A 25,243-nucleotide genomic window follows, 5' to 3' on the forward strand; every position below is an offset into this window, starting at 1 on the left:
CGAAGAGATTAAGCACCAAAGGCCGCCATCGCTGGATACATTCAGCGGGGCGGCCTTCAGTATTTACGGGCATGCAAGCCAGTATAGTCGAAATGTTGAAATTATTTCACAAATAAATACCACACATGTGGCAATTTCTTGTAGTAAGATTTCAATTTGCCAATAGAAGTAATTTCTCGAATTATAAAATATGTATCTTTCGCCATGAACCGGACGATATCAGTTAAGACCATCCGCTATTCTCCCGACCCTTCCATTCATCATCCTCAAAATGAGCCGATTAATACAGATTTACTAAAAAGAACTACGTTATGAAAAACCTGGAAATGATCGGCATTAGCCCGATGGAGCGACCGGATACAGGCCTGGCGCTGGCACTGTCAGAAGCAGGCGCCTTCCCGGTAATCCACCTCGGAAGGGATCAACAAATCGCTACGAAAGCGTTGAAAAAAATGGCTGCCAAAAGTAAAAAGCCCTTTGGCGTATGCTACTCCGACAACACCCTCCTGAACATCCATTTACCAGAACAAGTAACCTTAGCAATACTACCATATGGTCTGACTTTTCCTAACCCGTCATATTCTCTTCAAATCATCTATCAGGTCCTCAGCGTGGACGAAGCACGGCAGGCGAAAGCGTCAGGTGCAACAGGCCTCATCGCCAAAGGCAATGAGGGGGCTGGCCTGGTTAGCAACGACTCTTCCTTCATCCTCTTTCAACGTATAATGAAGGAGGTTAGCGGAATTCCGGTATGGGTGCAAGGCGGGATCGGCGTCCACAATGCCGCTGGGGTAACGGCTCTCGGCGGACGCGGTGTCGTACTCGACAGCCAACTGCTGCCATTTGCCGAATGCGCTGCTCCGGCTTCGCTGAAAGCCATCAGCGAAAAGCTGAACGGCAACGAAACCCGCGTAATCGACGGTTTCCGTGTGCTCGTACGGCCCAATTCGCCCCCATTGCCCGCACAACCCACACGCGAGGACCTGCAACCGCTATTACACACATCCGATCTTGACAAGGGGTACCTCCCTCTCGGGCAGGATATTGCCATCGGTACGGATCTTGTTAAACAATATAAAAAACTTTCGCGGCTCGTATTTGCCTTCAAGGAGGCCATGCACGGCCATTTGCGGCAAGCCAAACATCTTAACCCGCTCGCAGCGCACAATGCGCTCGCGCAGGCACTCGGCACACACTACCCTATTGCACAGGGCCCTATGACGCGCGTCAGCGATGTACCCGCATTTGCGGCAGCCGTCGCCGAGGCCGGCGCACTGCCTTTTGTAGCATTATCACTCCTGAAAGGCGAAAAGGCCCGCAACCTGATCCGTGAAACACGTGAGCTGGCAGGCGACAAGCCATGGGGCGTTGGTATTCTCGGCTTTGCAGACGCTGATCTGCGCGAGGAACAACTTGCCTACATCACCGAAGAGAAACCACCGGTGGTGCTCATCGCAGGCGGCCGTCCATCGCAGGCCAAACCATTGGAAAAGCTGGGTATCAAGACATTCCTTCATGTTCCGTCGGCGCCACTGCTCGATATGTTCCTGAAAGAAGGGGCCAAACGATTCATTTTCGAAGGCCGGGAATGCGGTGGCCACGTAGGGCCGCTTTCCAGCTTTGTACTTTGGGAAAAACAGATCAACCGGCTTTTGCAGGAAGAACAAACCGAGCAGCTCGAAGTGTTTTTCGCCGGGGGAATCCACGACGCGTTTTCAGCGGCGATGATTTCCGTAATAGCGGCACCATTGGCCGCCCGGGGCGTTAAAGTAGGTGTTTTGATGGGCACCGCTTATCTCTACACCCACGAGGCCGTGGCTACCGGCGCCATTCTGCCGGGTTTCCAGGCTCAGGCATTGGAACATACCGAAACGATACTGCTCGAAACCGCACCCGGGCACGAAACCCGTTGCCTGAAATCGCCTTTTGCAGCTGACTTTAATGCGGAGAAGGCGCGAATGGAAGAAGCGGGACTGGATAAAAAAGAGATCTGGGCGGAGCTCGAAAAACTGAATGTCGGCCGGCTCCGCATTGCTGCCAAGGGCATTGAGAGACAAAGTGAAAACCTGGTCGCGATTGAACCGGAAGCGCAAACGAGGCGTGGCATGTATATGATCGGCCAGGCGGCGGCGATGCTCGACAAAGTCATGACCATGCATGAGCTGCACGAAGACGTGGCGACCCAAAATTATACATACATCGAGCAGGCGTCTCTGCCAAAAGTCCCGAGAAGAAAGAAAAAAGCGTTGAATGTTGCCATCGTCGGAATGGCTTGCATTTATCCCGGTGCCCGCAATATCGAAGAATTTTGGGGCAATATCCTGGCCGGCAAAGACTGGGTGACCGAAGTCCCTGACAACCGCTGGAACAAGGAGCTATATTACGACCCTACCGTTTCCGACGGCAGCAAATCGCATTCGAAATGGGGAGGTTTTATTCCAAAAATAGATTTCGACCCCGTAGAATTCGGCATTCCGCCGCAGTCGCTGGCGGCTATTGACCCTACTCAACTGCTGAGCTTGCTCGTAGCGAAGCAGGCGCTTGAAAATGCGGGGTATGGAGCGGATACGAACCGCGACAACGTATCGGTGATCATCGGCGCGGAAGGAGGTAACGACCTTGCCAACAACTACGGCTTCCGCTCACTATACACACAGTTTTTCGGAGAAATCCCCAAGGAACTCGACGACGCATTACCCAAACTGACCGAGGATTCGTTCCCGGGCGTGCTCGCGAATGTGATCTCCGGCCGCATTACCAACCGCCTGAACCTGGGCGGTCGCAACTATACCGTCGACGCGGCCTGCGCTTCCTCGTTGGCGGCGATCGACCTGGCATGTCAGGAGCTGATTCTGGGCCGCTCCGAAATGGTCCTCGCCGGTGGCGCCGACCTGCATAACGGCATCAACGACTACCTGATGTTTTCCAGCACCCACGCACTCTCCCGCAAGGGGCGCTGCGCTACTTTCGACTCGGAGGCCGACGGTATCGCCCTGGGAGAAGGTGTGGCCATGGTGGTGCTGAAACGCGAGGAAGACGCATTGCGCGATGGTGACACCATTTACGCGGTCATCAAAGGGGTGGGTGGTTCGAGCGACGGTAAGAGCCTCGGTCTCACCGCCCCGCGAAAATCGGGACAGGTAAAGGCCCTGGAACGCGCTTACGATCAGGCGGGGATCTCCCCGGCGGAACTAGGCCTGGTGGAAGCGCACGGCACCGGCACCGTAGTAGGCGACAAAACCGAGCTCAGCGCATTGACCGAAATGATGCTGGCCTCCGGCGCATTGACCAGCCAGACGCATTTAGGCTCGGTCAAAACGCAAATAGGCCATACCAAATGCGCAGCCGGACTTGCGGGCCTCATTAAGGCTGCATTGGCCGTATACCACGGTATCAAGCCGCCGACCATTAACCTGAAAACACCAAACACTTACTATAACCCCGAAACCAGCCCTTTTGCGTTCCAGACCAAACCGGCCCTTTGGACAGACAATCGCAGGGTGGCGGGAATCAGCGCATTCGGTTTTGGGGGGACCAATTTCCACGCCGTAATCGAGAATGCGTCGGCCCAAAAGCCGCGTAAATCGGCAAAGGCGTGGCCTGCTGAAATGCTGGTATTCCGTGGGGACACGCTTGCCGAAGCGTTGCAACTTGTCGAAACTGCCCATGATATTCTGGGGAACGAATCGGTTTCGTTGCGGGATGTGGCGAATAGCTTGAATTTGTACGGCGAAAAGCCTGTGCAGCTTAGCATTGTAGCTGAAAGTAATAGCGATGCACGTGCCAAGCTGGCCCTGGCGCCAACCGGTACAGAAGCGAAAGGTATTTACTATACCAAAAACATTGCTGGCAAAGTAGCGTTTATGTTCCCCGGCCAGGGCAGCCAGCGTGCGGATATGGCGCGCGACTTGTTCGTGGCATTCCCTGCGATGCGGAAGTTGTTAAAAAAACATCCTGCCTATCAGCAGATCATCTTCCCGGATGCTGTTTTCAACGAACAATCTGCGCGCATTCAAAAGGAGAAAATCAAAGATACACGTCTTGCACAACCGCTGCTGGGTATTGTCGACCTGGCGATCGCCGAACTGTTGAAAGATTTTGGTATACAACCTGATATGGTAGCCGGCCACAGCTACGGCGAGCTGCCTGCATTGTGTTTTGCAGGTGTATTCGAAGACAGTCAGCTCGTTCCGCTCAGCGAAAAACGCGCCAAATCGATCCTGGACGCGATCGGCGACGACAAGGGTGCCATGGTAGCCGTGAATTGCCCGGAAGATGAGCTGACCCGCATTGTGTCGGAGATCAACCATATTTACCCGGTTAACCACAACTCGCCGCGTCAATGGGTGCTGGCAGGCACCACTCCCGCTATTGCAGAACTGACTGCAAAACTGACCGACCTGAAAATATCCTTCCGCCAGCTGGAAGTAGCCTGTGCGTTCCACAGCCCGCTTTTGGCAGGTTCGAAAGCACTTTATACCGAGGTGTTACGCGACGTACCGTTCAATGAACCTGCTGTTACAGTGTGGTCGAATACCAACGCGGCGCCCTATCCTGTTTCGCCGGAAGCCATTAAGGAACGCCTCGCCGACCACCTCGTGAGACCGGTGCGTTTCTCGGAAGAAGTGGGGCAAATGTATGAAAACGGCGCCCGTATTTTTATAGAAGTAGGCCCCGGGAAAGTGCTTACAGGCCTTACCAAGTCGATTATAGGTAAAGAAGAAATCTGCCTCCACACCGAAGACAAAGACCAGCCGGGCATCGTGCAACTACTGCACACCCTGGCTGGCTATGTCGCCACCGGCAGAAATATCGATTTTAACAAACTTTTCGAAGATCGCGACGCCCGGGTGCTCGATCTCGACAAGCCGGAACAATACCGCAAGAGCCTCACCACCTGGCTCGTCGACGGCCAGATGGCGCTTCCATTGCACGGAAAATTGCCCGCACACGGCGCATTGCCGGTAACCGAGCCGCTCAAACTCGCTGCATTTCAGCAGCCGACAGTTCCGATAGGTGCCACTGCGGCTGGCGCAGCAATGGCTGGCAGTACCGAGGCCGAGCGGGTTGTTCACGAATACCTGAATAGTGTGAAATACCTCATTCAGGCCCAGCGTGATGTGGTATTGGGCTACCTTGGACAATCTGTGCCGCCGTCGCGAAATATCGACGTGTACGAGCCTGCCCCGGGAGGACTTGCGGCCAATGCCCCGTCACCGTTGCCGATTGTGATTGAAAAAGCAACTCAGGCCGCGCCTGTACCAGTTACTGCCAGGCCGGTTATCGATGTGAAAGCATTGGTCATGCAGGTAATCAGTGATAAAACAGGCTACCCGCAGGAAATGCTTGGCATGGATATGGATCTTGAAGCCGACCTGAGCATCGATTCCATCAAACGCATGGAAATCATCGGCGAGTTACGCAAGCAGCTGGGCGGCTTCGAGGCTGGTCAGCAAAGTGAGGAGACGGTGATCGAACAGCTGGCGACTATCAAGACGTTGAATTTACTGGTTAACTGGATTACCGAACACCAGCAGCAAACCACGGTCGTCGTCCCCTCCACCGAAAACGTGCCGTTGAGCAAACTGTCGGTGACGCAGGACGGCATTATCGAAGAATGGTCGGAAAGCCGCATTAAATCGGTGCTTCTGGAAGCTGTGAGTGCAAAAACAGGCTATCCACAGGAAATGCTAGGCATGGATATGGACCTCGAAGCCGACCTGAGCATCGACTCCATCAAGCGGATGGAGATCATCGGTGAACTTAAAAACAATATCGACGGGCTAATTCAGATTTACCAGGAGCGCGGCGAAGAGTTGGTCGAAAAACTGGCGTCCATCAAAACGCTGAACGGATTGATCGACTGGTTGTCGGAAGCACTGACCGGCGCGCAGGATTCCATCCAGAAAGCGGAAAGCCTGAATGTCGTCCCCATTCCGAAAGCAGTATTGAACGAAAAACTATCGCGCCTCCGCTTCGGGTTAACACCCTCGGTTATTCCGGTACTCGATCCCGCGGCACTGAAAGGCAAACGGCTCGCAGTAACCGATGATGCCGGTGATGTTGCGACGTCCATTAAGTCCCTTTTCGAGCAGCATGGTGCGGAAGTGAGCATTATCTCAACCGATGAACCACTGCAAGGCTTTGATGGGCTGATCATCCTCAACATTTTCACTTCCCGCCTGAAACCGACGATCATTGAGTCGTTCTCACTGATCAAGAAGTTGGATTTCGGCAAAGTAAAATGGATTTACACGGTTTCGGACACCCAGAGCGCGCTCGATAAGGATACCGACGTGAAGCTGCTCCGGCATTTCCAGGGCTATGCCGGTCTTTTAAAAAGCCTGGATAAGGAATATGACCAAACCAAATGCCGGTTGGTGAGCTTCACCTCACAGCTTGCGGCGGATAAAATCGCGGGCATCACATTAGACGAAATCCTGCATACCGACGAGCCTTGCGAAGTGGTTTACGAAGGTAACCAGCGACAGACTGTGGAATTGATCCGCTCTGAAATCGCGACGGGCACCGATCCGGATATTCATTTGGACAAAAAATCGGTTATTCTCGCACTCGGTGGCGCACAAGGCATTACTGCCGAGCTGACCGTACGTTTCTCGAAAGATTACCCCTGCAATTATGTACTCGTAGGACGTTCTACCGACCCACGTACAAGCGCCGATCAGTCGTTTGCAGGCTTAAAAAACAAGGAAGAAATCCGTAAACGCATCATTTCCTCCGGAGCATTTAAAACCCCGGCGGAGATTGAGAAGAAAACGGAAGAAGTCCATAAAGCGAACCAGATCCTCGGTACCATTTCGGCACTCGAAGCTAATGGTTCGACGGTAACTTACCATTCCCTCGACCTGCGTGACGAAAAGGCGCTGATCGCGGTGGTGGAAGGTTTGTACAACCAATATGGCCGCATCGATGGCGTGATCCATGGCGCGGGATTGCTGGAAGACAAGCTGTTCCACCAGAAAACACCGGAATCGTTCGAGCGGGTAATGTCTACCAAAGTAACGCCATTACGCGTTTTGGCGGAGCATTTGAAGGATGATGTGCAGTTTGTGACCCTGTTTTCGAGCGTGGCCTCCGTTTACGGCAGCCGCGGGCAAACCGACTATGCCGCCGCCAACAGCGTGCTCGACAAATATGCCCGGGAGCTTCAAAAGAAAATAAAAGGCAAGGTAACGGCCATTAACTGGGGGCCCTGGAAGGGTACAGGCATGGTATCGCCTTCGCTCGAAAGGGAATACGAACGCCGTGGTATTCCGCTGATCCCGCTCTACGACGGCATGGAAACATTTGTCAATGAACTAAAATACGGCACCGAAAGTCAGGTGCTGATCATGGCCGAATAATGAGCGCGACGCATTGAACAACTTGTGACCATCATGAAAAGAAATGCAGATATTGCCATTATCGGTATGTCGGGTATTTTCCCCGGGGCTGGCGATTTAAACGCCTTCTGGGAAAATATCCGAACCGGCGTAGACGCCATTGAAACCGTTCCGGAAAATCGGATGGGCAGCCTTTTCTTCGAGAAGAACGGCGTCGCTGTGGACCGGTTTTACTGCCGTCGCGGTGGTTTTATAGACAATTATGCCGAATTCGATCCGATCCAGTTCGGCATATTACCCCTGGCCGTGGAAGGCACCGAGCCTGAACAGTTACTTGCATTAAGCCTCGCCCATCAAGCACTGGTGGATGCCCACGCATTCAGTAACGGCGCCAATTTTGCCAAAACGGGTATTATCATCGGCAAGGGAAACTACACCGGTCCGGGCGCTACCCGCGCGATCGAGATCGTGCGTACGGGGCAGCAGATCGTGGAAGTGCTGCAAAGCATTCTCCCCGATCTCAAAAGCGAAGATTTTGAAAAGATAAAAAGTGAATTTCAGCAGAAAAAAGGCCGGTTTTCGGCCGATACTGCGATGGGCCTCATTCCCAACCTCACGGCCTCGCTGGTAGCCAACCGCCTCGACCTCGGCGGTACCGCCTATACCCTCGACGCCGCCTGCGCGAGTTCGTTACTGGCGATCGACCACGCCGTGCAGGAACTCAACTCCGGCCGGGCCGATATGATGATCGCCGGCGGTGTGCACGCCTGCCAGAATGCGCCGTTTTGGAGCATATTCCACCAGCTGGGCGCATTGTCCAGGAATCAGCAGATCCGACCGTTCGACCAGCGTGCCGACGGGCTGCTTATCGGCGAAGGCTGCGGTTTTGTGGTATTAAAAAGACTTTCCGACGCGATTGCCAGCGGCGACCGCATTTATGCTGTGGTGCAGGGCGTGGGCGTATCGAGCGACGGCGCGGGCGCGAGCGTAATGAGCCCCACCGTGCACGGGCAGGTGAAAGCGATCCGCCAGGCATGGGAAATGGCCGGTATCGGCACCGACCAGATCGGCTACCTCGAAGCACACGGAACCGGCACGCCGCTGGGTGATAAAACGGAACTGGAAACGCTTGCTGCCGTATTTGGGCAAGATGGCGCCAAAGCCGGGATTGGCTCTGTGAAATCAATGATAGGACATGCGATGCCCGCTGCGGGTATTGCTGGGATTATTAAAACCGTACTCGCATTGTACCACGGCCAGCTACCTCCTACCCTGCATTGCGAAGAACCCATAGAAGCATTGGCCGATACGCGTTTTGCACCTGTGAAGCAACTTACCGACTGGCATCAGTCGGGTTTGCCGCGTTATGCGGGTGTGAATGCATTCGGATTTGGCGGGATTAATGCGCACGTTGTGCTGGAAGGTTGGGACAAATGTCCGGAAGATAGTGCAGACAATGTATTAAGTAATAGTTCAAACGTCCGAATTCGAGACGAAGTTTTACTGCTCGCTCGTCCCACGCACGAGGCACTTCTTACGGCATTAGAAACCGGCGAAAAAGAAACCGCCTCCGGCAACTACCGTGTCGCGATTTTCGAACCCACACCCGAGCGCATTGCCAAGGCCATTAAGATTGTTACTAAAAACAATATCTGGCGAAACAAACAGGACATCTGGTATACCAGCGAACCTTTGCTCACTAACGGCGGTAAAACTGCATTCCTTTTTCCCGGCCTCGACGGCCTGGCAGGAGGAGAAATCGACAGCGTGGCTGATTATTTCCAACTGCCGCGCTTTGAGGCGAGCGAAACCGGCGAGGAGCAATCGGTTTTCAATACTGCCATGAAACTGCTCGAAAAGAGCAGGATACTCGATTCCGCCATTAAAAAACTGGGCGTAAAACCCGACATGAATGCCGGCCACAGCCTTGGCGAATGGCTTGCCGGCCGCTCATCCGGACTAGCCTCCGAATCATCGGTATTACAACTTCTTACCCGGCTGAACCCGGAGCTTTTCGAAGTAAAAAATACGAAATTCCTCGCTGTTGGCTGCGGGTATGACCAGTTGAAACCGTGGCTGGAAGGCCGGGAGGATATTTATCTATCGATCGACAACTGTCCGCAGCAGGTCATTCTTTGCGGTACTATCGAGGCTGTCGAGGATTTTTCTACCATTTTACGCACCCATCAGATCTTCCATCAGCAGCTACCGTTCCAGTCCGGCTTCCACTCGCCCTTCGTGAAGGACAAGCTGGACCGGATCTTGGACGGTCTGGAAACGATGGAGTTCCAACCCACGGCCATTCCGCTCTGGTCGGCCACGACGCTAAATATTTATCCCGAATCGTTCGATGAAATCCGCTCGCTGAGCGTCGAACACCTCGTAAAACCGGTGCGCTTCCGCGAGCTGACCGACAAGCTGTACGCGGAGAATGTGCGGATGTTCATTCAGGTCGGTTCGGGCGGGCTGGTAGGCTTTGTAGATGATACTTTGAAAGGCAAGCCATACAGCGCCATTGCTTCGAATGTACCGATCCGCGGCGGTTTGCAGCAATTGCAGCGGGTAATGGCCGCATTGTTTGTGGAAGGCAAAAATATCGACCTCGCATTCATGGGCATCCAGGCACAGCAGCCCGCGCAGCGCAAGCCAATGAAGCTGCAATTGGGTTCTCCATTTGTAACAGAGCTGGATTCTTTGAAGAAAATTACATTTACCCCGCCGAAAAAGGAATTGGCGATGGACGATGTGGCCCATCCGGTGATGCAGGCACTGTCGGCGAACCTGGATGAGATCGCCTTCGTGCAGTCGGAACTTGCGGGGCTGTTCCGAAACAGACCGGCGGCCATACCCATTGCCCGGCCTGCTGACTCACAAACGGCCATTAAGCCACCCGTGCAGCGGCAGCCGCAGCTGCCGCTGCAACGGCTGCCGTTCAAAAAGCAACTCGACATTTCACTGCAAAACAGTCCATGGCTCATCGACCACTCGCTTCTCAAACAAAAGCCTGGCTGGCATTGCGTGGAGGATATGGACCCGGTGATCCCGATGACGATGATTTTCGAGCTTTTCGGCGACATCGCCCGCGAGCAGGCACCCGAAATGCGCGTACAGAAAATCTTGGGCATCAAGGTATTTCAGTGGATGAATGTGGTGGAACCGTTCCGCGAGACGGTTACCGGTGCGTGGAAAGCTCCTAACCGCGTTTACCTGGATCTGGATAAATATGCCAATGCGGAAGTACAACTTTCGGAAACGAAAGGGATACCCGAAACACAGGGGTACGACATCGGCGAATCGCTTGGCATACACATTACACCCAAGCAGATTTACCGCGAAAATATGTTCCACGGACCTGCCTACCAGGGAATCAGGGAGGTAAAAAATGTGGCTAAAAACGGCATTACCGGCCTCATTGCCGGTGGCTCGGGTAAGGGCTCGCTACTCGATAATGCAGGCCAGCTTTTCGGCCTCTGGCTTCAACTCACATTGACCAAGGACCGCATTGCATTCCCGGTGAAAATCAACGAAGTAGAGTTTTACGGCGATATGGAAGATCAGGCGGGCGTTTTCGAATGCACCTGCCGCCTCACCGAGCTTACCGACGAGTTTGCCAGCGCCGATTTTATCCTCAAACGCGATGGAAAAGTATGGTCGATCATTCGTGGCTGGCAAAACCGCCGTCTGGAAATCGACGACAAGCTCTGGAACGTCTCCATGGCTCCGTTGCAGAATGTACTGTCGGAAGAAGTGGCGCCCGGGGTGTTCCTTTTCCGCAATGCCTACCAGCGCGTTGTTTCATGGGATTTTATTCTAAAAAGATATTTCAACCAACCCGAAAAACGGCACCAGCGGGGATTAATGCCTACTAAAAAGAAGGAATGGATGATCAGCCGGGTGGCAGCCAAAGACGCCACGCGTATGCTCCTGCTGCGCGGGCGCAAGGAAGCTTACTTCCCGATCGAATTTGAAATACGGTCGGATGAGCTGGGCAAGCCGTTCCTGGATGGTGCGATGACAGGCGGAATCCACATTTCGCTGGCGCACAAGAACCTGGTAGCGGTTGCCATCGCCAGCGAAAAAGGCCCCGTTGGGATCGATATTGAAGAAATACAGCCGCGGAGCACAGGATTTACCGAGATCGTTTTTACCCCTTCCGAAATGAAACTACTCGAAGGCCGCGACGCCGATGAATGGATGACGCGCTACTGGGTAGCAAAGGAAGCATTTGGCAAAATGCTCGGCAAAGGGCTAATGGGAAACCCGAAAGGCTACCAGATCGAGGAGATTAAAGAGGATGCATTGCGCATCCGGGATACATGGATCAATACTATCAAACATTTTAATTACATCATCGGATGGACCAACTGATACAGGAAAACAAGCTGAGCAAAGAACAGATTTTCGAAACCCTCAACCAGTTCATTACCGAGGTAATCGGCGAGGAGTTTGTGGAAGAAATGGATATTACGCCTGCCAGCTCATTTACGAAAGACCTGGAGATGGACAGTATCGAGATCGTCGCATTCTCGGAAAAAGTCAAAAACCATTTCGGCCCGAACATCGATTTCACCGGCTGGCTGTCGAACATGGACCTCGACGAGATTATCCAGCTGAAACTCGAAAATATCATCAATTATATTCAGGAATGCCAATAATCGATCTACCGAATATCCGCCTCCACGTGCAGGAACTGAACCCCGCGGGCCGGGAAACGATCATCATGGTCCACGGGATGTTCAGCAACCTGGCTGTGTACTATTTCAATATCGCCCCCATGCTGGCGAAGCATTACCGCGTGGTGCTGTTCGACATGAAGGGGCACGGTATGAGCGAAAAAGTACAAACCGGCTACGACCTCACCTCGATGACCACCGACCTGCGCGACCTGATGGACGAGCTCGGCATCGAAAAGGCGCATTTGGCCGGTTACAGTTACGGTGGATTGGTAGCATTAAAAATGGCGACCCGTTTCCCGGAGCGCGTGGGTAAACTGGCGATCATCGAAGGCCCCGATCCGAGCGAACAGGAGACGCTCGCGATCATCGACACGTACAGCAAAGAGTTTCTGATCCATTACATCGAAAACTTCGCAGATACCACCCGTTTGCTGGCTGGAAAAAGGCAGTTGGAGAAGAACCACCGGATGTACGAGTTCTTGTTCAATGAAACTTCCATCCGGTCGGATATGGAGGGAGAAAAGGCATTTTTTAATGATCCTGCGGTGGCAGCAATCACGAATGACACTTTGCTGATTTATGGTGAAGAATCCAATTGCGTGCCCTCGGGCCGTACGCTGGCTTCGAGAATACCAAATTCGAGGCTGGTACTGGCCCCCGGCGATCACAACGTGCCCGTACAGCAACCGGAGGTGATTGGAAAGGAGCTGATAGAGTTCTTTGTGAGACATGACGAGATGATCGTGACTGGTGCTCCGGCGGACTGTGGCTGAAGCCACCAGTATGGCATGCACCAGTGTCCCCAGGCTGAAGCCTGGGGTTGCACTGTCGAGCGTGCTTAGATATAGTGGCGCAAGTGCGACGATAGCACAACCCTAGGCTGAAGCCTAGGGCAGAGCGCATCGCAGCCACCGAGATAGATAGATAGATAGATAGATAGATAGATAGATAGATGTCAAAATTCGCTTTTATCGTCCCGCCGCTAACAGGCCACATCAACCCGACGCTCAGCGTCGGCGCGGAGCTTCTCGCAATGGGCCATGAGGTGGCGTGGATCAGTCTGGACGAGCAGTTGCAGACAAAATTACCCGCGGGAGGCCAGCTGCTGGTGATCCGTTACGACCAGGCCGATTCCGAAAAGCAGGCCAATGCTGAATACCTCGACATTATCACCAAAAAGAATGTGTACGGCATCGAGAGCATCAAGTTCCTGTACGAAGAAGTACTCGTGCCATTGAACCGCTACATGTTCGACGGTATGATGCAGATCCTGCAAAGTTGGCAGCCCGACGTCGTCATCAACGACCACCAGGTTTTTGCTGGCGGTATGGCGGCGCATTTGCTCTATATTCCCTACGCTACATCGGTAACCGCTCCCGCAGCCGTGAAAATGATGGAAGATTTGCCCAAAATCCACGAATGGGAGGTGAAGCAGATTATCGGCCTGCAACGGGAACTGGGCATTGAAGGCGAAAAATCGCTCGCTACCTCGGAGTTGCTCACACTCGTTTTCACGTCACGCGAATTTTTCGGTGAAATGGAGCTTCCGGACCATTACCGTTTTCCCGGGCCCGTAATCGCCAATCGGGTTGCCGATATTTCTTTTGATTGGGCAAAATTAAAGAGTCAAAGCGTCCCTAAAATCCTGATTTCTATCGGTACTACATTCGATCATCAGTTCAAAAAAGACTTTTTCACGAAAGTGGTTGATGCATTTGGCGGGGAGGAAATTTTTGTGGTGGTGGTTTCAGATGACACTTTGTTCGAAACATGGCCTTCCAATTTTTTGATACAACAACGTGTGCCCCAGCTTGAATTACTGCCGCACCTCGACGGCGTCGTGTGCCATGCGGGTCACAACACCGTTTCGGAGGCATTGTCAAATGCCCTGCCGCTTGTAGTGGTGCCGATCGCTTACGACCAGTCGCACGTAGCCGGGCGCGTGGTAGCGAACGGGTGCGGCGTAAGGCTCAATTTCAACCGGTTTAAAGCTCCGCACCTTAAAAAGGCGGTCAACGATATATTAAATGATCCGGCTTACCGGATCGCGGCGCAGCGCATCCAAAGCTCTTTCGAGCGTGCGGGCGGCACCGGCACCGCGGCGAAGTGGCTAGACCAGATACCAGTCAAAGTCTTCCAGAATGTCTTCCAGAATGGCTAAATTTCTATTTGTAGTACCTCCGTTTTTCGGGCACATCAGCCCTACGCTCAGCGTGGGCGCAAGCCTGCTTGCCCATGGCCATGAAGTCGCCTGGACGGGGCTGGTCCCCCTCGCAGACAAACACATTCCCGAAGGCGGGCGCTACATGCTGCCCGAAGCGGAACTCGCGCCGCATCACGACGAGATCGAACGCATACTGAAACGCCAGGACGACGGCCCGTCACTTTCAGGGCCCGAGGTAATGAAGCTTGCATTGGAAGAGACTTACATTCCTTTTGCGAGGATTATGGTGCCTGGCGTAGCACGTGTTGTCGACGATTTCCAACCGGACGTCATCGTAAACGACTGCATTACCTTTGCCGGGGCATTAGTAGCCCATCTTAAAGGCATTCCGTGCGTGACCACCACGCCCGTACCGCCGGATGTCATGGGCGACACGGCCAACTCGGCCCCCAAAATATTCGAATGGCAGCAGAACCTCATCAAAGGCCTGCAACGCGAACTTGGCATTTACACGGACGAGTTTGTGATCCATTCGCATCAGATGAATATCGTGTTCACTTCCAAAGAGTTTGCCGGATTTCCCGAGCCGGAAGCGCATATGAAGTTTGTAGGCCCGGTTAAAGGTCGCCCGAATGAAACGCCTTTCGATTGGGAACGACTCGAAAGGGCTACTACGCCCAAGGTATTCGTATCGCTTGGCACCTTGCTGGTTGATATCAGAAAAGAGTTTTTCCTGAAACTCATCGAAGCATTCGGCAACGAGCCGATTACCATCGTGGCGGCTACCGACCCATCGGTGATCGACGAATGGCCCGAAAACTTCATTGTGCAAGGCTTTGTACCACAGGCCGATATTATTCCAAAAATGGATGCGGTGATCTGCCACGGCGGCTTCAACACGGTGAACGACTCGTTCATGAACGGCCTGCCGATGCTCATTACCCCCATTGCATACGACCATTTCCATACTGCCGCGTTGATCGAAAATGCCGGTTGCGGCATTAAGGTACGATACAAACGCCTGCGCGTTGCCGATGTAAAAAATGCGATGCGGGAACTGCTCGAAAACCCGAAATACCGAAATGCGGCCCGGCATATCCGCGACACTTTCAATGCGGCTGGCGGCAATGCGAAGGCCGTGGAACTGCTCGAAAATTTCGCGCTGGCAAACCATGTAACCGAAAATGCATAGCCGATGAAACGAAACCTACTTTTTCTGGAAAGGGTGCTTTTTGGCGATGGTAGCGAGCCTTTTCACGGGGTTTATGCACTAAAAATCAATGGGCAGCTCAACCGAGGACAACTCCGCGCGGCGCTTGCCCGTTTGCAGGAAAAGTATGCGATGCTGCGCACGGCCATTGGTATTGATGCTACGGGGCTACCTTTTTTTCACACGCCGCCTTCCCGGCCGGATATTCCACTCAGAATTGTGGAACGGGCGGATGACGACGACTGGAACCGTGAAACGGTCCGTGAGCTGGGAACATCGTTTGATATCAAAAATGGCCCGCTGCTGCGTATTACCTGGATCCGCTCGACCGAAGTTTCCGACCTCATTATGGCCTTCCACCACTGCATGTGCGACGGCGGCTCGGGCGTTGCATTGCTCAATGATCTTTTGACCTTACTCGACGCCCCTCAGGCGGAAATCGGCAAAGCACCGGCGTTTCGAAACATCCGCGACCTGATCCCGGCCGAATTATTGCACAACCGCCGCAACCGCTTCAAAGCAAAGTTTTCGGCTGCGTTGGTACATGCAGGGCTATCGCTGGGCTCATTGTTTATTTCCACCAAAAGGAAATCCGGCCCGCGTTCGGGCGGCCCGCGCACGGGTGATTACCTAGTCAACTGGAAGCTAGGTTCGGAACAGTCAAAAGCGCTTTTTAGACAGTGTAAACAGGAAGGCGTCACGGTCAATACGGCCATCGGGCTGGCATTAATGGAAGCTTTCAAAGCAATAAATGGCCCAGGCGCGCATGGCAAGGCTACCTGCCCGGTGGATATCCGCCGCTATATGCCCGAAGTGAAGCGTGATATGCTTTTTTCGTATGGGTTAGCTTTGAATATCGGCCTCAAACAAGCTTTCGGAAACAGTTTTTGGGAAAAAGCAAAAACACTGCAAATCCACGTTGCCAAGCAGATGGCCAGGCTGGACCCTTATGAGTTTACCATGATCATGGAGGCTTCGCATCGCTCCGTCCATAAGCTGCGCCGCTTTTTGACCTACGCCAAAGTGGGCAACGATTTTATGTTTTCCAATATGGGTAAACTCGATATTCCTGCCCAATTCCGGCATTTCACAGTCGAAACGATTTACAGCCCGACGGTAATAGGGCCGTTTGCGAACCCTAATACGATCATTACCACCACTTTCAAAGGCCAGATGGATTTTTCATTCGTATCAAACCAGGAATTTATGCAACGGGCAACCGCCATGCAAATCCGGGAAAAAGCAATGGAAATCCTCTTTGAAACCGTATTCATACCAGATTCCGTACGCCTATGAAAAGAAGGATGGTTTTTCTGGAAGCCTCCATGTACGCTGGCGCGGATACGCCGGTGAACGTCGTGTTTCCGGTGAAAGTCGAGGGTTTCTTTGAGGAAAGTGCCGTAAGGAATGCATTGCAGAAAATCCAACAAAAACACCCTTTCCTGCGTGTAACCGTAGAAACCGGAACCGACGGCATTCCGTCGTACGTCACGCAGGAATTGATAGAACCCATTCCATACCGCATGATTGAAAGGCAGTCGGACGACGATTGGCTGGCAGAAGCAGAAGCCGAATGGAGCACACCTTTCAATGCAAACAGTACCCCATTGGCGCGACTCGTATGGCTCCGCTCTGAGCAGGTCTCCGAACTGCTGATCGTTTGCCACCATTGCATCGGCGACGCCACCTCCATTATCACCCTCATGCGGGAACTACTCGAATGCCTCGCTGAGCCCGGCACCACGCTGCATCCCTATGCTCCTTTCTGCCCGGAAGCGCTTGTTCCTGCCGAAATGCGGCAAAGCCAACTCAACCGCCTGGCCGGAAGGTCGCTGGCCGTTGTTACCCGCCTCTTCCTTTGGGGGGTAGCCTGGATGAAGGCAGCCCAAAAAGACCGGTTTTACACGATCCGCTGGAAACTCAGCGAAACAGAAACGGCCACATTGCTCTCTGCATGCAGGAAAGAAGATATCAACCTCAATGCCGCATTAATTCTAGTCTTCATGCGTGCATTTGGGCGCGCTCGTAATGTGCGTACGAGTGGGCAAATGTTTTCGTCCGTCGATATGCGCAGGTTCTTACCCCAGATCGGCAAGGATCACCTGTTCGCGTTTCCATCCATGGCCGGATTGAAAACACCGAAAGACAGTACCGGCTTTCGTGCCCAGACAATCGCCGTGAAGGAGAGTTTGTACAAGCAATTAGCGAAAACAAACGCACCTAAGCTACTGTTTTTCAGCGAATACCTGCTGCCATTATATTCCCGGACCAGTAAATATGCCAAAGCTGGTAGAGGTGGCCACGATTTCGCATTCGCCAATATCGGCCGCATTCCGTTGAACGAAACTTACGGGCAAATCAGGGTCAGGGAAGTGTACAGCCCATTTTCACGATTTCCGATGGGGAACCCTTCGAAAGTTTCGGTATCGACATTCGGCGGCCGGATGGACTTCGCGTTTCACTCCGAAGAACAATATATAACCAGGCAGGATGGCGAATTCATTATCGGCACTGCCATGGCCCTGCTCAGAAAGCATTTATTGGAAGCTAAACCCGTTACTATCCAGGATTGAGATGAACAGACCAATGATTGTAGGAGAACGGATCATGTATGCCGATGGACTTGTACCCGTCAACTGCGTCTTTGCGGCTTCGGTTGAAGGACATTTTTCCGAACAGCAGATCACATCCGCGCTTGCAAAAATTCAAAACCGGCATCCGTTATTGCGCACAAATGTAGCGTGGAGCAGGACAAATATCCCTGTATTTGTTACCAACTCATCCATTTCGTCGATACCAATCGACATTATCGAGCGGACATCCGACGTTCATTGGGAAGAAGTAAGTCTGCTGGAATGGGAAAGGCCGTTCGACCTAACCACAGAACCGGCCGCGCGGCTGGTATGGCTCCGATCCGAAACCGTTTCCGATCTGTTGCTGGTATGCCCGCACTGCGTTTGCGATGGTTCCGGATTCGTAACGCTCATGCGCGAACTATTGCTGCTCCTCGACGATCCGGAAATGAACCTGGAACCTTATGAAGGTTTTCAATCGGTCGACGCGCTGGTTCCCGCTTCCGTCCGCGAGAGCCGGATGATACATTGGAAAGGCAAGCTGTTTTCATCGCTCGCAAGAGGCCTTTTCGCGATTTTGAATCCTAAGCCTGCGCCGCGTGAGGGAAGTTACTATCTCCTTACGCATACCCTCGACAAAGAAACGACCTCTGGGCTGATCAAAAAATGCAAGGCCGAAAAAACGACTGTCCAGGCAGCATTATGCACAGCCTTGTTGCTCGCATATCAGTCCGTTAATGGAAAAACGTCGCGCAACAAAGTCATCAGCCCCGTCGACATACGGCGTTACCTGCCGGGCGTCGGTCATGATCATCTGTTTGCATTCGCGCCCATTGTAGAGCTTTCGCTTAGCAGGAAAGGGGCGCAACACGACTTATGGCAGGAAGCACGGCACCTGAAACAGGCACTTGTTGAAAAAGCCGACAACGTCAACGCGGCGGAGATGCTATTCATTACCGAATATTTCCACAGTTCCACCAACGCATTGCTCAGGCACATGCGCTCCACAACAGGCAGCCACGACATCACCATCTCCAATATGGGTGTGCTGGACATACCTTCGCGCTACAACAATTTCATTGTCGGAGCCATTCACAGCCCCTCGGTGGGGTTTCCCTGGCGCAACCCCAATACACTGGTAGTAAGCACATTTGCAGGAAAAATGAACTTTTCCTTCTGCTCCCACGAAAGTTTCCTGCCCATGATCGACGCGGAAAAGATATGCCGGGAAGCGATGTGGATGCTTTTGGAAGACACTCGTACTGCGGCTCCGCAACAGGTGTAATAGATCTCTCTTTCATTATCCGGGTTAATTTGTAATTTTGCTAACTCACGTTCCAATGCGGCTCTGATTTAGATCATCCAAACAGATCACCGCTCGCTGAAATTCATTCATTTAAACATTACACAAAATGAAATATTCAGGCGATACCATTTCCAAACCGGTCGTGGGACGTGAAGCAGAAGCGCTGTCACAAGCTATCAAAACTGGCGGCTACCTGGCCAACGAAGAAGCCTGGGCCACTATTCACAGGATCACCGAACAGATCAAAAAGGAAAAATCAAACGCGCAGAAGTAATGCCCTATCCCAAATTCTCCGGGATAGATTTTTCACAACACGATGTCACCGAATTCAATCCAGATCGAACGGATGTTGGGATTGGTTTTCGTTGTGGTCGGGGTGAGTTTGTATCCTATATCAAAGGTCAGAAAATTCGAAATGAGCTAAAAAGCTTCACCAGCAAATGCTGGCTCGTGAGCTGTGAAGAAGGCCTTGCGGCATACATTACGTTACTGACGGATAAACTAACAATGGGGGCACCCATTCTCATCAATGAAGATGTTCGCTATACTACTTTTCCGGCCGTAAAGATTGGCTGGTTGGCAGCTGATCCTCGGGCCAAAGGTTCCGGCCGGAGGCTGATGGACTGGGCGATGAAATATGTCATATTAGAATTGGTTCCGCGGCTCGGAATCCGCTTTATGACCGTGGACGCATTATTCGACGCCGACTTGCCGGAAAAGCCGTACGATGCATCCGGATTTTATGCAAAACTGGGCTTCCGTTTTACAAACCCCGACGAGCTTCTACCTCCTGCCGATGGTTTTAGGACTATGTATTTTGACCTGATGCCACTTATTCAGCAAATCAATGCTATAAAACACTCCTAACTAGCCCTATTCCCTTTCAACAACATCCCCATTGCATCGCTCAATGACCCGGCGCGGTTTACTTCGCCGGAGTTGACGAAGAAGATTTCGTCGGCGTTTTCGATGGTGTTGAGGCGGTGGGCGATGATGACTTGCGTGGTAGATTCCGGGAGCTGTTTCAGAATATCGCCGAGCAGCTTTTCGGTAACGGTATCGATGTTGGCCGTGGCTTCGTCGAGTATCAGCAACTCGGGGCTGCGCAGGACGGCACGCATGAATGCGATGAGCTGTTTTTGACCCAAACTCGCAGTGTCACCGGTTGCGGAGACTTTTGTTTCCAGGCCGTCTTCAAACAATGCCAGTATTTCCCCCAGATTGGCGCTGCGGATCACCTCTTCCAGTTTTTCGTGGGAAAAATCCTTTAATTGATCGTTGCCGTAGAGGATATTCTCACGGATGGTGCCGGAGAAAAGGAACGGCTCCTGCAAAATAAAGCCGATCTTCCGGCTCCGTTCTTCGGGCGTATAGGTGCGGATGTCGCGCCCGTCCAGCAGCACAATGCCCTCGCGCGGGTCGTACAGGCGCGCGATGAGCGAGGCCGTGGTGGTTTTTCCGCCGCCGGTCGGGCCGATCAATGCATAGGTTTTGCCCCGTTCTAGTTTGAAATTGACCTGATGCAGGATTTCACGGCTGTCGTAACCAAACCGCACGTCGCGGAATTCCAGCAATGCGCCGTCGGTTTTACGGGTTGTTTCCGGCTCGGGCAGGAGATCGGTTTCCAATGCGAGTATCTGCGAAACGCGGTCCCAGCCCGCCATCGCAACCTGAAAACTGGCCCATAATGCCGCCAGTTGACGCAACGGATTATAAAAATTGGTCGCATACGCCAGGTAACTCACCAGCAGCCCTACACTGAACTCGCCCAGGCTGATCAGGTGAATACCGTAAGTCAGCACGACGAGCTGGGCAATATTGGAAAATAACGAATACGTAGGCAGGAAAACGTTGTTCGCCAGGCCCGCGCGAATGGCCGTGCGGTAATTTTCCAGGTTAGCCAACTGGAAACGCTGCCTGAAATAGTCGCGGCGGTTGAAAGCAATCACCACTTTGAAATTGTTCAGGCTTTCCTGTATTTCTGCACTCAGCGCACCGGTACTTTTGAGGTTTTTGGCATTGGTAGCCTTCACCCAGGGCGACAATACGATCGTAAAAAGCAGGATCACAACGGCAGGCGCCAATGCCGCCGACCCCAGTTTTACATTAATCACCATTAAGAAAATCCCCGCACCGAGCATCGTAAAAATACTCCCCACAAATTGCATCAGCGATTGCGAAAAGAACTGGTTCAGCTTATCGGTGTCGTTATTGACCCGCGAAATGAGGTCACCGGCCTTGTTCTGGTTAAAAAACGCGACCGGAAGCTGCTGCAATTTGTTAAAAATGGCATTTCTGAGGGTAAACAGCAGCCGCTGCCCCACCCCGCCCATCAGTTTGGTCTGGGTATAGGCGGTTGCAAGTCCGAGCAGATACATCACGAGCAGAATACCTCCGAAAACGAGCAGCCCATGAAACTGTTTCGTCACCACGTACCGGTCGATCGCGCGGCCTATCAGGTACGGGCCGACCAGGTTCACAGTAGTATTCAGCGCAATCGCGCCCAGTGCCAGCGCCAGGTTGCCGCGTTCGTGGGAAATCAGTTCCAGCAACTTTCTGAGCGCTTTCAGCGTCGAGGTTTTCTGCCGCTCTTCTGAAATTTTATTAAGATCGTAGTTCATAGTTGCTGGTGCTTTGTTGCGAATTGAAAATCTGCACGTATTCGGGGCTTGTCAGCATCAGCTCGTCGTGCGTGCCGCAGCCGATCAGCTCGCCTTCCATCAGTACCACAATCTGGTCATAATGCTCGACGGCCGCTATTTTCTGCGTCACGGAAATCAATGTAATGCCGGGGTAGTTCCGCTCCACATTCGCCAGGATCTTCTTTTCGGTCATACTGTCGACCCTCGCCGTAAAATCGTCGAGCAGGAGTATTTTCGGATTCATAGCCAGTGCCCGCGCAAGCATAATACGCTGCTTCTGCCCGCCAGAAAGGCTCGCACCGCGCTCCGAAACAACGGTATCCAGGCCTTCGGACAAGCTTTCGATGAATGCCGTCAGCTCTGCCGTGTCGATCGCTTTTTGCAAAGATTCGTCCGTTACCGTCGTGCTGAATGCAATGTTTTCGCGGATACTCATATTGAAAATGATACTATCCTGAAAAACAAAGCCGACCTGGCGGTGAAACGACTCGCTGTCGTAATAATCGATCGGGTGCTCGTCAAAAGTAACCCTGCCTTCCTGCGGCTGGATAAGCCCGGTGAGCAGGTACAGCAACTGCGTTTTGCCCGCGGCTGTCGGGCCGATCACGGCAATCCGCGAACCAGCATTTACCGACAGATTGATATCTTTCAATGCCGGTTTTTCACCGTAACGGACAGTTACCTCCTCCAATGCGATATTACCAAGTAACAACGCGGTAGAAGCACCTGCCTCCACCGGATCCGAAACATTCAAAACAGCCGAAATCCGCTGATAGGAAGCTGTGGCCTGGGCGATCACATTGCTCATAAAACCAATGACAAGAATTGGAAAAATAAGAATGCCGAGATAACTGTTGAATGCGGCGAAACTGCCCAGGGTCATATCGCCCTCGATCACGAAGTGTCCGCCTAACACGAGGATCGTCAGCATCGAAACGTTGGCCGTAAACGTCACCACCGGAATAAGCCCTGCAAAAAGGCTCAGGATGGCAAGCCCGAAGCCCTTCGCTTTGGTATTCGCTTCCAGGAATTTCACATATTCAAGCTGCTGGGAATTCACGACCCGTATCAATGCAGAGCCGAGGATGCTCTCGTTAATGATCTTATTAAGCCAGTCGATCACCTCCCGGCTTTGTACGAACAATGTGCGGACTTTCTTCAAAGTAAAGGCAAACATCCCCCCGATAATGGGAATGATCGCCAGGACCGTCAATGCCAGTTTCCAATTGATGCTCAGTAGCAACACACTCGCCCCGATGATGAGGAAAAGCGACGAGACGATCGCGACAATGGCCTGGGACACAAACATTTTAATCGAATCGATGTCGGCCGTAAGGTTGGTAAGCAGTTTCGCGGCAGTGGTTTGTTCGATAAATGCGTGACTTTGTTTTGAAATCTTGTCCGACAACCTTGTCCGCAAGTCGCGGGCTACTTTTTCGGAAGCGTAGGTCTGGATAATACTTTGCAGGTATGCAAATACGAATATGAAAATCACCGCGCCGGTGAACTCGACCAGCGTCACGTTCAGGTCGAAACGCCCCTGGGTGTAATCATCGATCCCGTCGGCCACCAGCTTGGGAAGCCAGAGGTTGATACCGTTGCTCAGCACTGCAAACAGCAAAAGCAGGAAGACCAACGCCTTGTATGGAGCCAGTAAGCTGAATATGCCCGGCTGTTTGGGCTTTCCGGGGTTGGCTTTTTCAGACATATGGGTTTAGATTAAATACGGCGGCAAATATAGCAAGGTATATTTTTGAATCACTGCCCGTTACCGTGGTTAAATTTTGGTTAAATTCCCGGCCGTCTAAATCCAAACCGCATCTGAATGAGACTCCTTAACCTCTTTTTACTGACATTAGCAATTACGCACTTCGCCATGGCCCAGCAGGCCAAACCGTCGCCCGGCAGGCTCCCGAACATCATCTACATCTATGCCGACGACCTCGGTTACGGCGAACTGGGCTGCTATGGGCAGCAAAAGATCCAAACGCCCAACCTCGACCGCCTTGCCAAAGAGGGTATCCGCTTCACGCAACATTACACAGGTACGCCCGTGTGTGCCCCCGCGCGTGCGATGCTCATGACGGGCAAACATGCGGGCCACTCGGCCATCCGTGGCAACTTCGAACTCGGCACGTTCCGCGACGACGAGGAACGCGGGCAAATGCCTCTTCCGGCAAACGAATTCACCGTGGCCGAACTACTCAAACAAAGAGGCTACGCCACTGCGCTTACCGGCAAATGGGGCATGGGTATGAACAACACCGAAGGCACGCCCTCCAAACAAGGTTTCGATTACTACTATGGCTACCTCGACCAGAAACAGGCCCATAACCTCTACCCTTCGCATTTATGGGAAAACGATCGCTGGGATACCCTCGCCCAACCCTGGCAGGATGTGCACCGGAAGCTGGACCCCGCCACAGCCACCGACGCCGACTTCGATTCGTTCAAAGGCAAAGAATACGCCCCGTCCAAAATGACCGAAAAGGCATTAGCATTTATCGAACGGAGCAAGAACGGCCCGTTTTTCCTGTATATGCCTTACACCATTCCCCACGTATCGCTGCAAGCGCCGGACGAGTACGTTAAAAAGTATATCGGACAGTTCGATGAGAAGCCCTATTACGGCGAAAAGGGTTACGCTTCCACCAAATATCCGCTCTCCACCTACGCCGCCATGGTCACCTTTCTGGACGACCAGGTTGGTATTATTTTGGACAAACTCAGGGACTCGGGTTTGGACGGAAATACAATCGTCATGTTCAGCAGCGATAATGGCGCCACTTTCAACGGGGGTGTGAACCCGCAATTCTTTAACAGCGTAGCCGGCTTGCGCGGCTTAAAAATGGACGTTTACGAGGGAGGTATCCGCGAACCGTTCATCGCCCGCTGGCCGGGGAAAATTAAGCCAGGCCGCGTAAGTGACCACATTTCCGCCCAGTTCGACCTTTTAGCCACGTTAGCCGAACTCACCGGCCAGGCAACGCCTCCTACGGATGGCATTTCCTTTTTACCCGAACTTTTAGGCCAAACCAACCGGCAGCAAAAGCATCCCTACCTCTATTTTGAATACCCCGAAAAAGGCGGCCAGATCGCCATCCGGATGGGAGATTGGAAAGGGGTCAAAACAGATTTAAGGAAAAATCCGGCCAACCCGTGGCAGCTCTTCAACCTCAAAACCGACCGCGGCGAAACCACCGATCTCGCAGCAAAATACCCGGATATCCTGAAAAAACTGGATGGAATCGTCAAAAAGGAACACCAGGAACCCGCTAATGCGGCCTGGCAGTTTGTACTGCCGGTGATTGCGGCGAGTGATAAATAAT

General features: G+C 52.7%; 14 protein-coding genes. 12 read left to right on the forward strand and 2 right to left on the reverse strand.

Annotated elements, in window-relative coordinates:
• Positions 1-311 precede the first annotated feature (311 nt).
• The 11 genes from ACTJJJ_RS20250 to ACTJJJ_RS20300 all read left to right on the forward strand — a co-directional run bounded on the left by ACTJJJ_RS20250 (position 312) and on the right by ACTJJJ_RS20300 (position 20,139).
• Entirely contained in the window at positions 312-7,364 is a 7,053-nt protein-coding gene (locus tag ACTJJJ_RS20250; protein ID WP_440702819.1) for an SDR family NAD(P)-dependent oxidoreductase, read from the forward strand.
• Positions 7,365-7,397: 33 nt separating this feature from the next.
• Complete coding sequence (locus tag ACTJJJ_RS20255) at positions 7,398-11,711, forward strand: type I polyketide synthase (RefSeq protein WP_440702820.1); 4,314 nt, start codon at positions 7,398-7,400, stop codon at positions 11,709-11,711.
• On the forward strand, positions 11,699-11,998 hold the full coding sequence (locus ACTJJJ_RS20260) for a phosphopantetheine-binding protein (protein WP_188937756.1): 300 nt from the start codon (positions 11,699-11,701) through the stop codon (positions 11,996-11,998). Before ACTJJJ_RS20255 ends, ACTJJJ_RS20260 begins: the two co-directional genes overlap by 13 nt.
• Positions 11,989-12,792: an alpha/beta fold hydrolase gene (locus ACTJJJ_RS20265; RefSeq protein ID WP_188937753.1), complete on the forward strand. Its 804-nt coding sequence runs from the start codon at positions 11,989-11,991 to the stop codon at positions 12,790-12,792. The genes ACTJJJ_RS20260 and ACTJJJ_RS20265 overlap by 10 nt, the downstream gene beginning before the upstream one ends.
• A 179-nt stretch (positions 12,793-12,971) precedes the next feature.
• Positions 12,972-14,180, forward strand: a complete 1,209-nt coding sequence (locus ACTJJJ_RS20270; protein WP_440702821.1) for a glycosyltransferase — start codon at positions 12,972-12,974, stop codon at positions 14,178-14,180.
• Complete coding sequence (locus tag ACTJJJ_RS20275) at positions 14,173-15,375, forward strand: glycosyltransferase (RefSeq protein WP_440702822.1); 1,203 nt, start codon at positions 14,173-14,175, stop codon at positions 15,373-15,375. The genes ACTJJJ_RS20270 and ACTJJJ_RS20275 overlap by 8 nt, the downstream gene beginning before the upstream one ends.
• A 3-nt stretch (positions 15,376-15,378) precedes the next feature.
• A complete protein-coding gene (locus ACTJJJ_RS20280) occupies positions 15,379-16,689 on the forward strand; it encodes a condensation domain-containing protein (RefSeq protein WP_440702823.1) in 1,311 nt (436 codons plus the stop codon).
• On the forward strand, positions 16,686-17,966 hold the full coding sequence (locus tag ACTJJJ_RS20285; RefSeq protein WP_440702824.1) for a condensation domain-containing protein: 1,281 nt from the start codon (positions 16,686-16,688) through the stop codon (positions 17,964-17,966). Before ACTJJJ_RS20280 ends, ACTJJJ_RS20285 begins: the two co-directional genes overlap by 4 nt.
• A gap of 1 nt (position 17,967) precedes the next feature.
• Positions 17,968-19,251: a condensation domain-containing protein gene (locus tag ACTJJJ_RS20290; protein WP_440702825.1), complete on the forward strand. Its 1,284-nt coding sequence runs from the start codon at positions 17,968-17,970 to the stop codon at positions 19,249-19,251.
• A gap of 127 nt (positions 19,252-19,378) precedes the next feature.
• A complete protein-coding gene (locus tag ACTJJJ_RS20295; RefSeq protein ID WP_188937745.1) occupies positions 19,379-19,546 on the forward strand; it encodes a hypothetical protein in 168 nt (55 codons plus the stop codon).
• Positions 19,546-20,139, forward strand: coding sequence for a GNAT family N-acetyltransferase (locus ACTJJJ_RS20300; RefSeq protein ID WP_440702826.1), 594 nt, complete (start codon positions 19,546-19,548; stop codon positions 20,137-20,139). Before ACTJJJ_RS20295 ends, ACTJJJ_RS20300 begins: the two co-directional genes overlap by 1 nt.
• Here the strand turns inward: ACTJJJ_RS20300 and ACTJJJ_RS20305 are convergent.
• Positions 20,136-21,893, reverse strand: coding sequence for an ABC transporter ATP-binding protein (locus ACTJJJ_RS20305; protein ID WP_188937743.1), 1,758 nt, complete (start codon positions 21,891-21,893; stop codon positions 20,136-20,138). The two genes, ACTJJJ_RS20300 and ACTJJJ_RS20305, sit on opposite strands and share 4 nt — an antisense overlap.
• Positions 21,877-23,622: an ABC transporter ATP-binding protein gene (locus ACTJJJ_RS20310; RefSeq protein ID WP_440702827.1), complete on the reverse strand. Its 1,746-nt coding sequence runs from the start codon at positions 23,620-23,622 to the stop codon at positions 21,877-21,879. Before ACTJJJ_RS20310 ends, ACTJJJ_RS20305 begins: the two co-directional genes overlap by 17 nt.
• A 117-nt stretch (positions 23,623-23,739) precedes the next feature.
• Here ACTJJJ_RS20310 and ACTJJJ_RS20315 point away from each other — a divergent pair, with 117 nt between their 5' ends.
• A complete protein-coding gene (locus ACTJJJ_RS20315) occupies positions 23,740-25,242 on the forward strand; it encodes an arylsulfatase (RefSeq protein WP_440702828.1) in 1,503 nt (500 codons plus the stop codon).
• Position 25,243: the final 1 nt, after the last annotated feature.

The sequence above is a fragment of the Dyadobacter sp. 22481 genome, assembly GCF_052044875.1.
In the GTDB taxonomy this organism is placed as follows: Bacteria; Bacteroidota; Bacteroidia; order Cytophagales; family Spirosomataceae; genus Dyadobacter; species Dyadobacter endophyticus.

Bases quoted from the DNA above. Each gene is read 5' to 3' on its own strand.
- ACTJJJ_RS20250 (WP_440702819.1), top strand. From the start codon at position 312: ATGAAAAACCTGGAAATGATCGGCATTAGCCCGATGGAGCGACCGGAT.
- ACTJJJ_RS20255 (WP_440702820.1), top strand. From the start codon at position 7,398: ATGAAAAGAAATGCAGATATTGCCATTATCGGTATGTCGGGTATTTTC.
- ACTJJJ_RS20260 (WP_188937756.1), top strand. From the start codon at position 11,699: ATGGACCAACTGATACAGGAAAACAAGCTGAGCAAAGAACAGATTTTC.
- ACTJJJ_RS20265 (WP_188937753.1), top strand. From the start codon at position 11,989: ATGCCAATAATCGATCTACCGAATATCCGCCTCCACGTGCAGGAACTG.
- ACTJJJ_RS20270 (WP_440702821.1), top strand. From the start codon at position 12,972: ATGTCAAAATTCGCTTTTATCGTCCCGCCGCTAACAGGCCACATCAAC.
- ACTJJJ_RS20275 (WP_440702822.1), top strand. From the start codon at position 14,173: ATGGCTAAATTTCTATTTGTAGTACCTCCGTTTTTCGGGCACATCAGC.
- ACTJJJ_RS20280 (WP_440702823.1), top strand. From the start codon at position 15,379: ATGAAACGAAACCTACTTTTTCTGGAAAGGGTGCTTTTTGGCGATGGT.
- ACTJJJ_RS20285 (WP_440702824.1), top strand. From the start codon at position 16,686: ATGAAAAGAAGGATGGTTTTTCTGGAAGCCTCCATGTACGCTGGCGCG.
- ACTJJJ_RS20290 (WP_440702825.1), top strand. From the start codon at position 17,968: ATGAACAGACCAATGATTGTAGGAGAACGGATCATGTATGCCGATGGA.
- ACTJJJ_RS20295 (WP_188937745.1), top strand. From the start codon at position 19,379: ATGAAATATTCAGGCGATACCATTTCCAAACCGGTCGTGGGACGTGAA.
- ACTJJJ_RS20300 (WP_440702826.1), top strand. From the start codon at position 19,546: ATGCCCTATCCCAAATTCTCCGGGATAGATTTTTCACAACACGATGTC.
- ACTJJJ_RS20305 (WP_188937743.1), bottom strand. From the start codon at position 21,893: ATGAACTACGATCTTAATAAAATTTCAGAAGAGCGGCAGAAAACCTCG.
- ACTJJJ_RS20310 (WP_440702827.1), bottom strand. From the start codon at position 23,622: ATGTCTGAAAAAGCCAACCCCGGAAAGCCCAAACAGCCGGGCATATTC.
- ACTJJJ_RS20315 (WP_440702828.1), top strand. From the start codon at position 23,740: ATGAGACTCCTTAACCTCTTTTTACTGACATTAGCAATTACGCACTTC.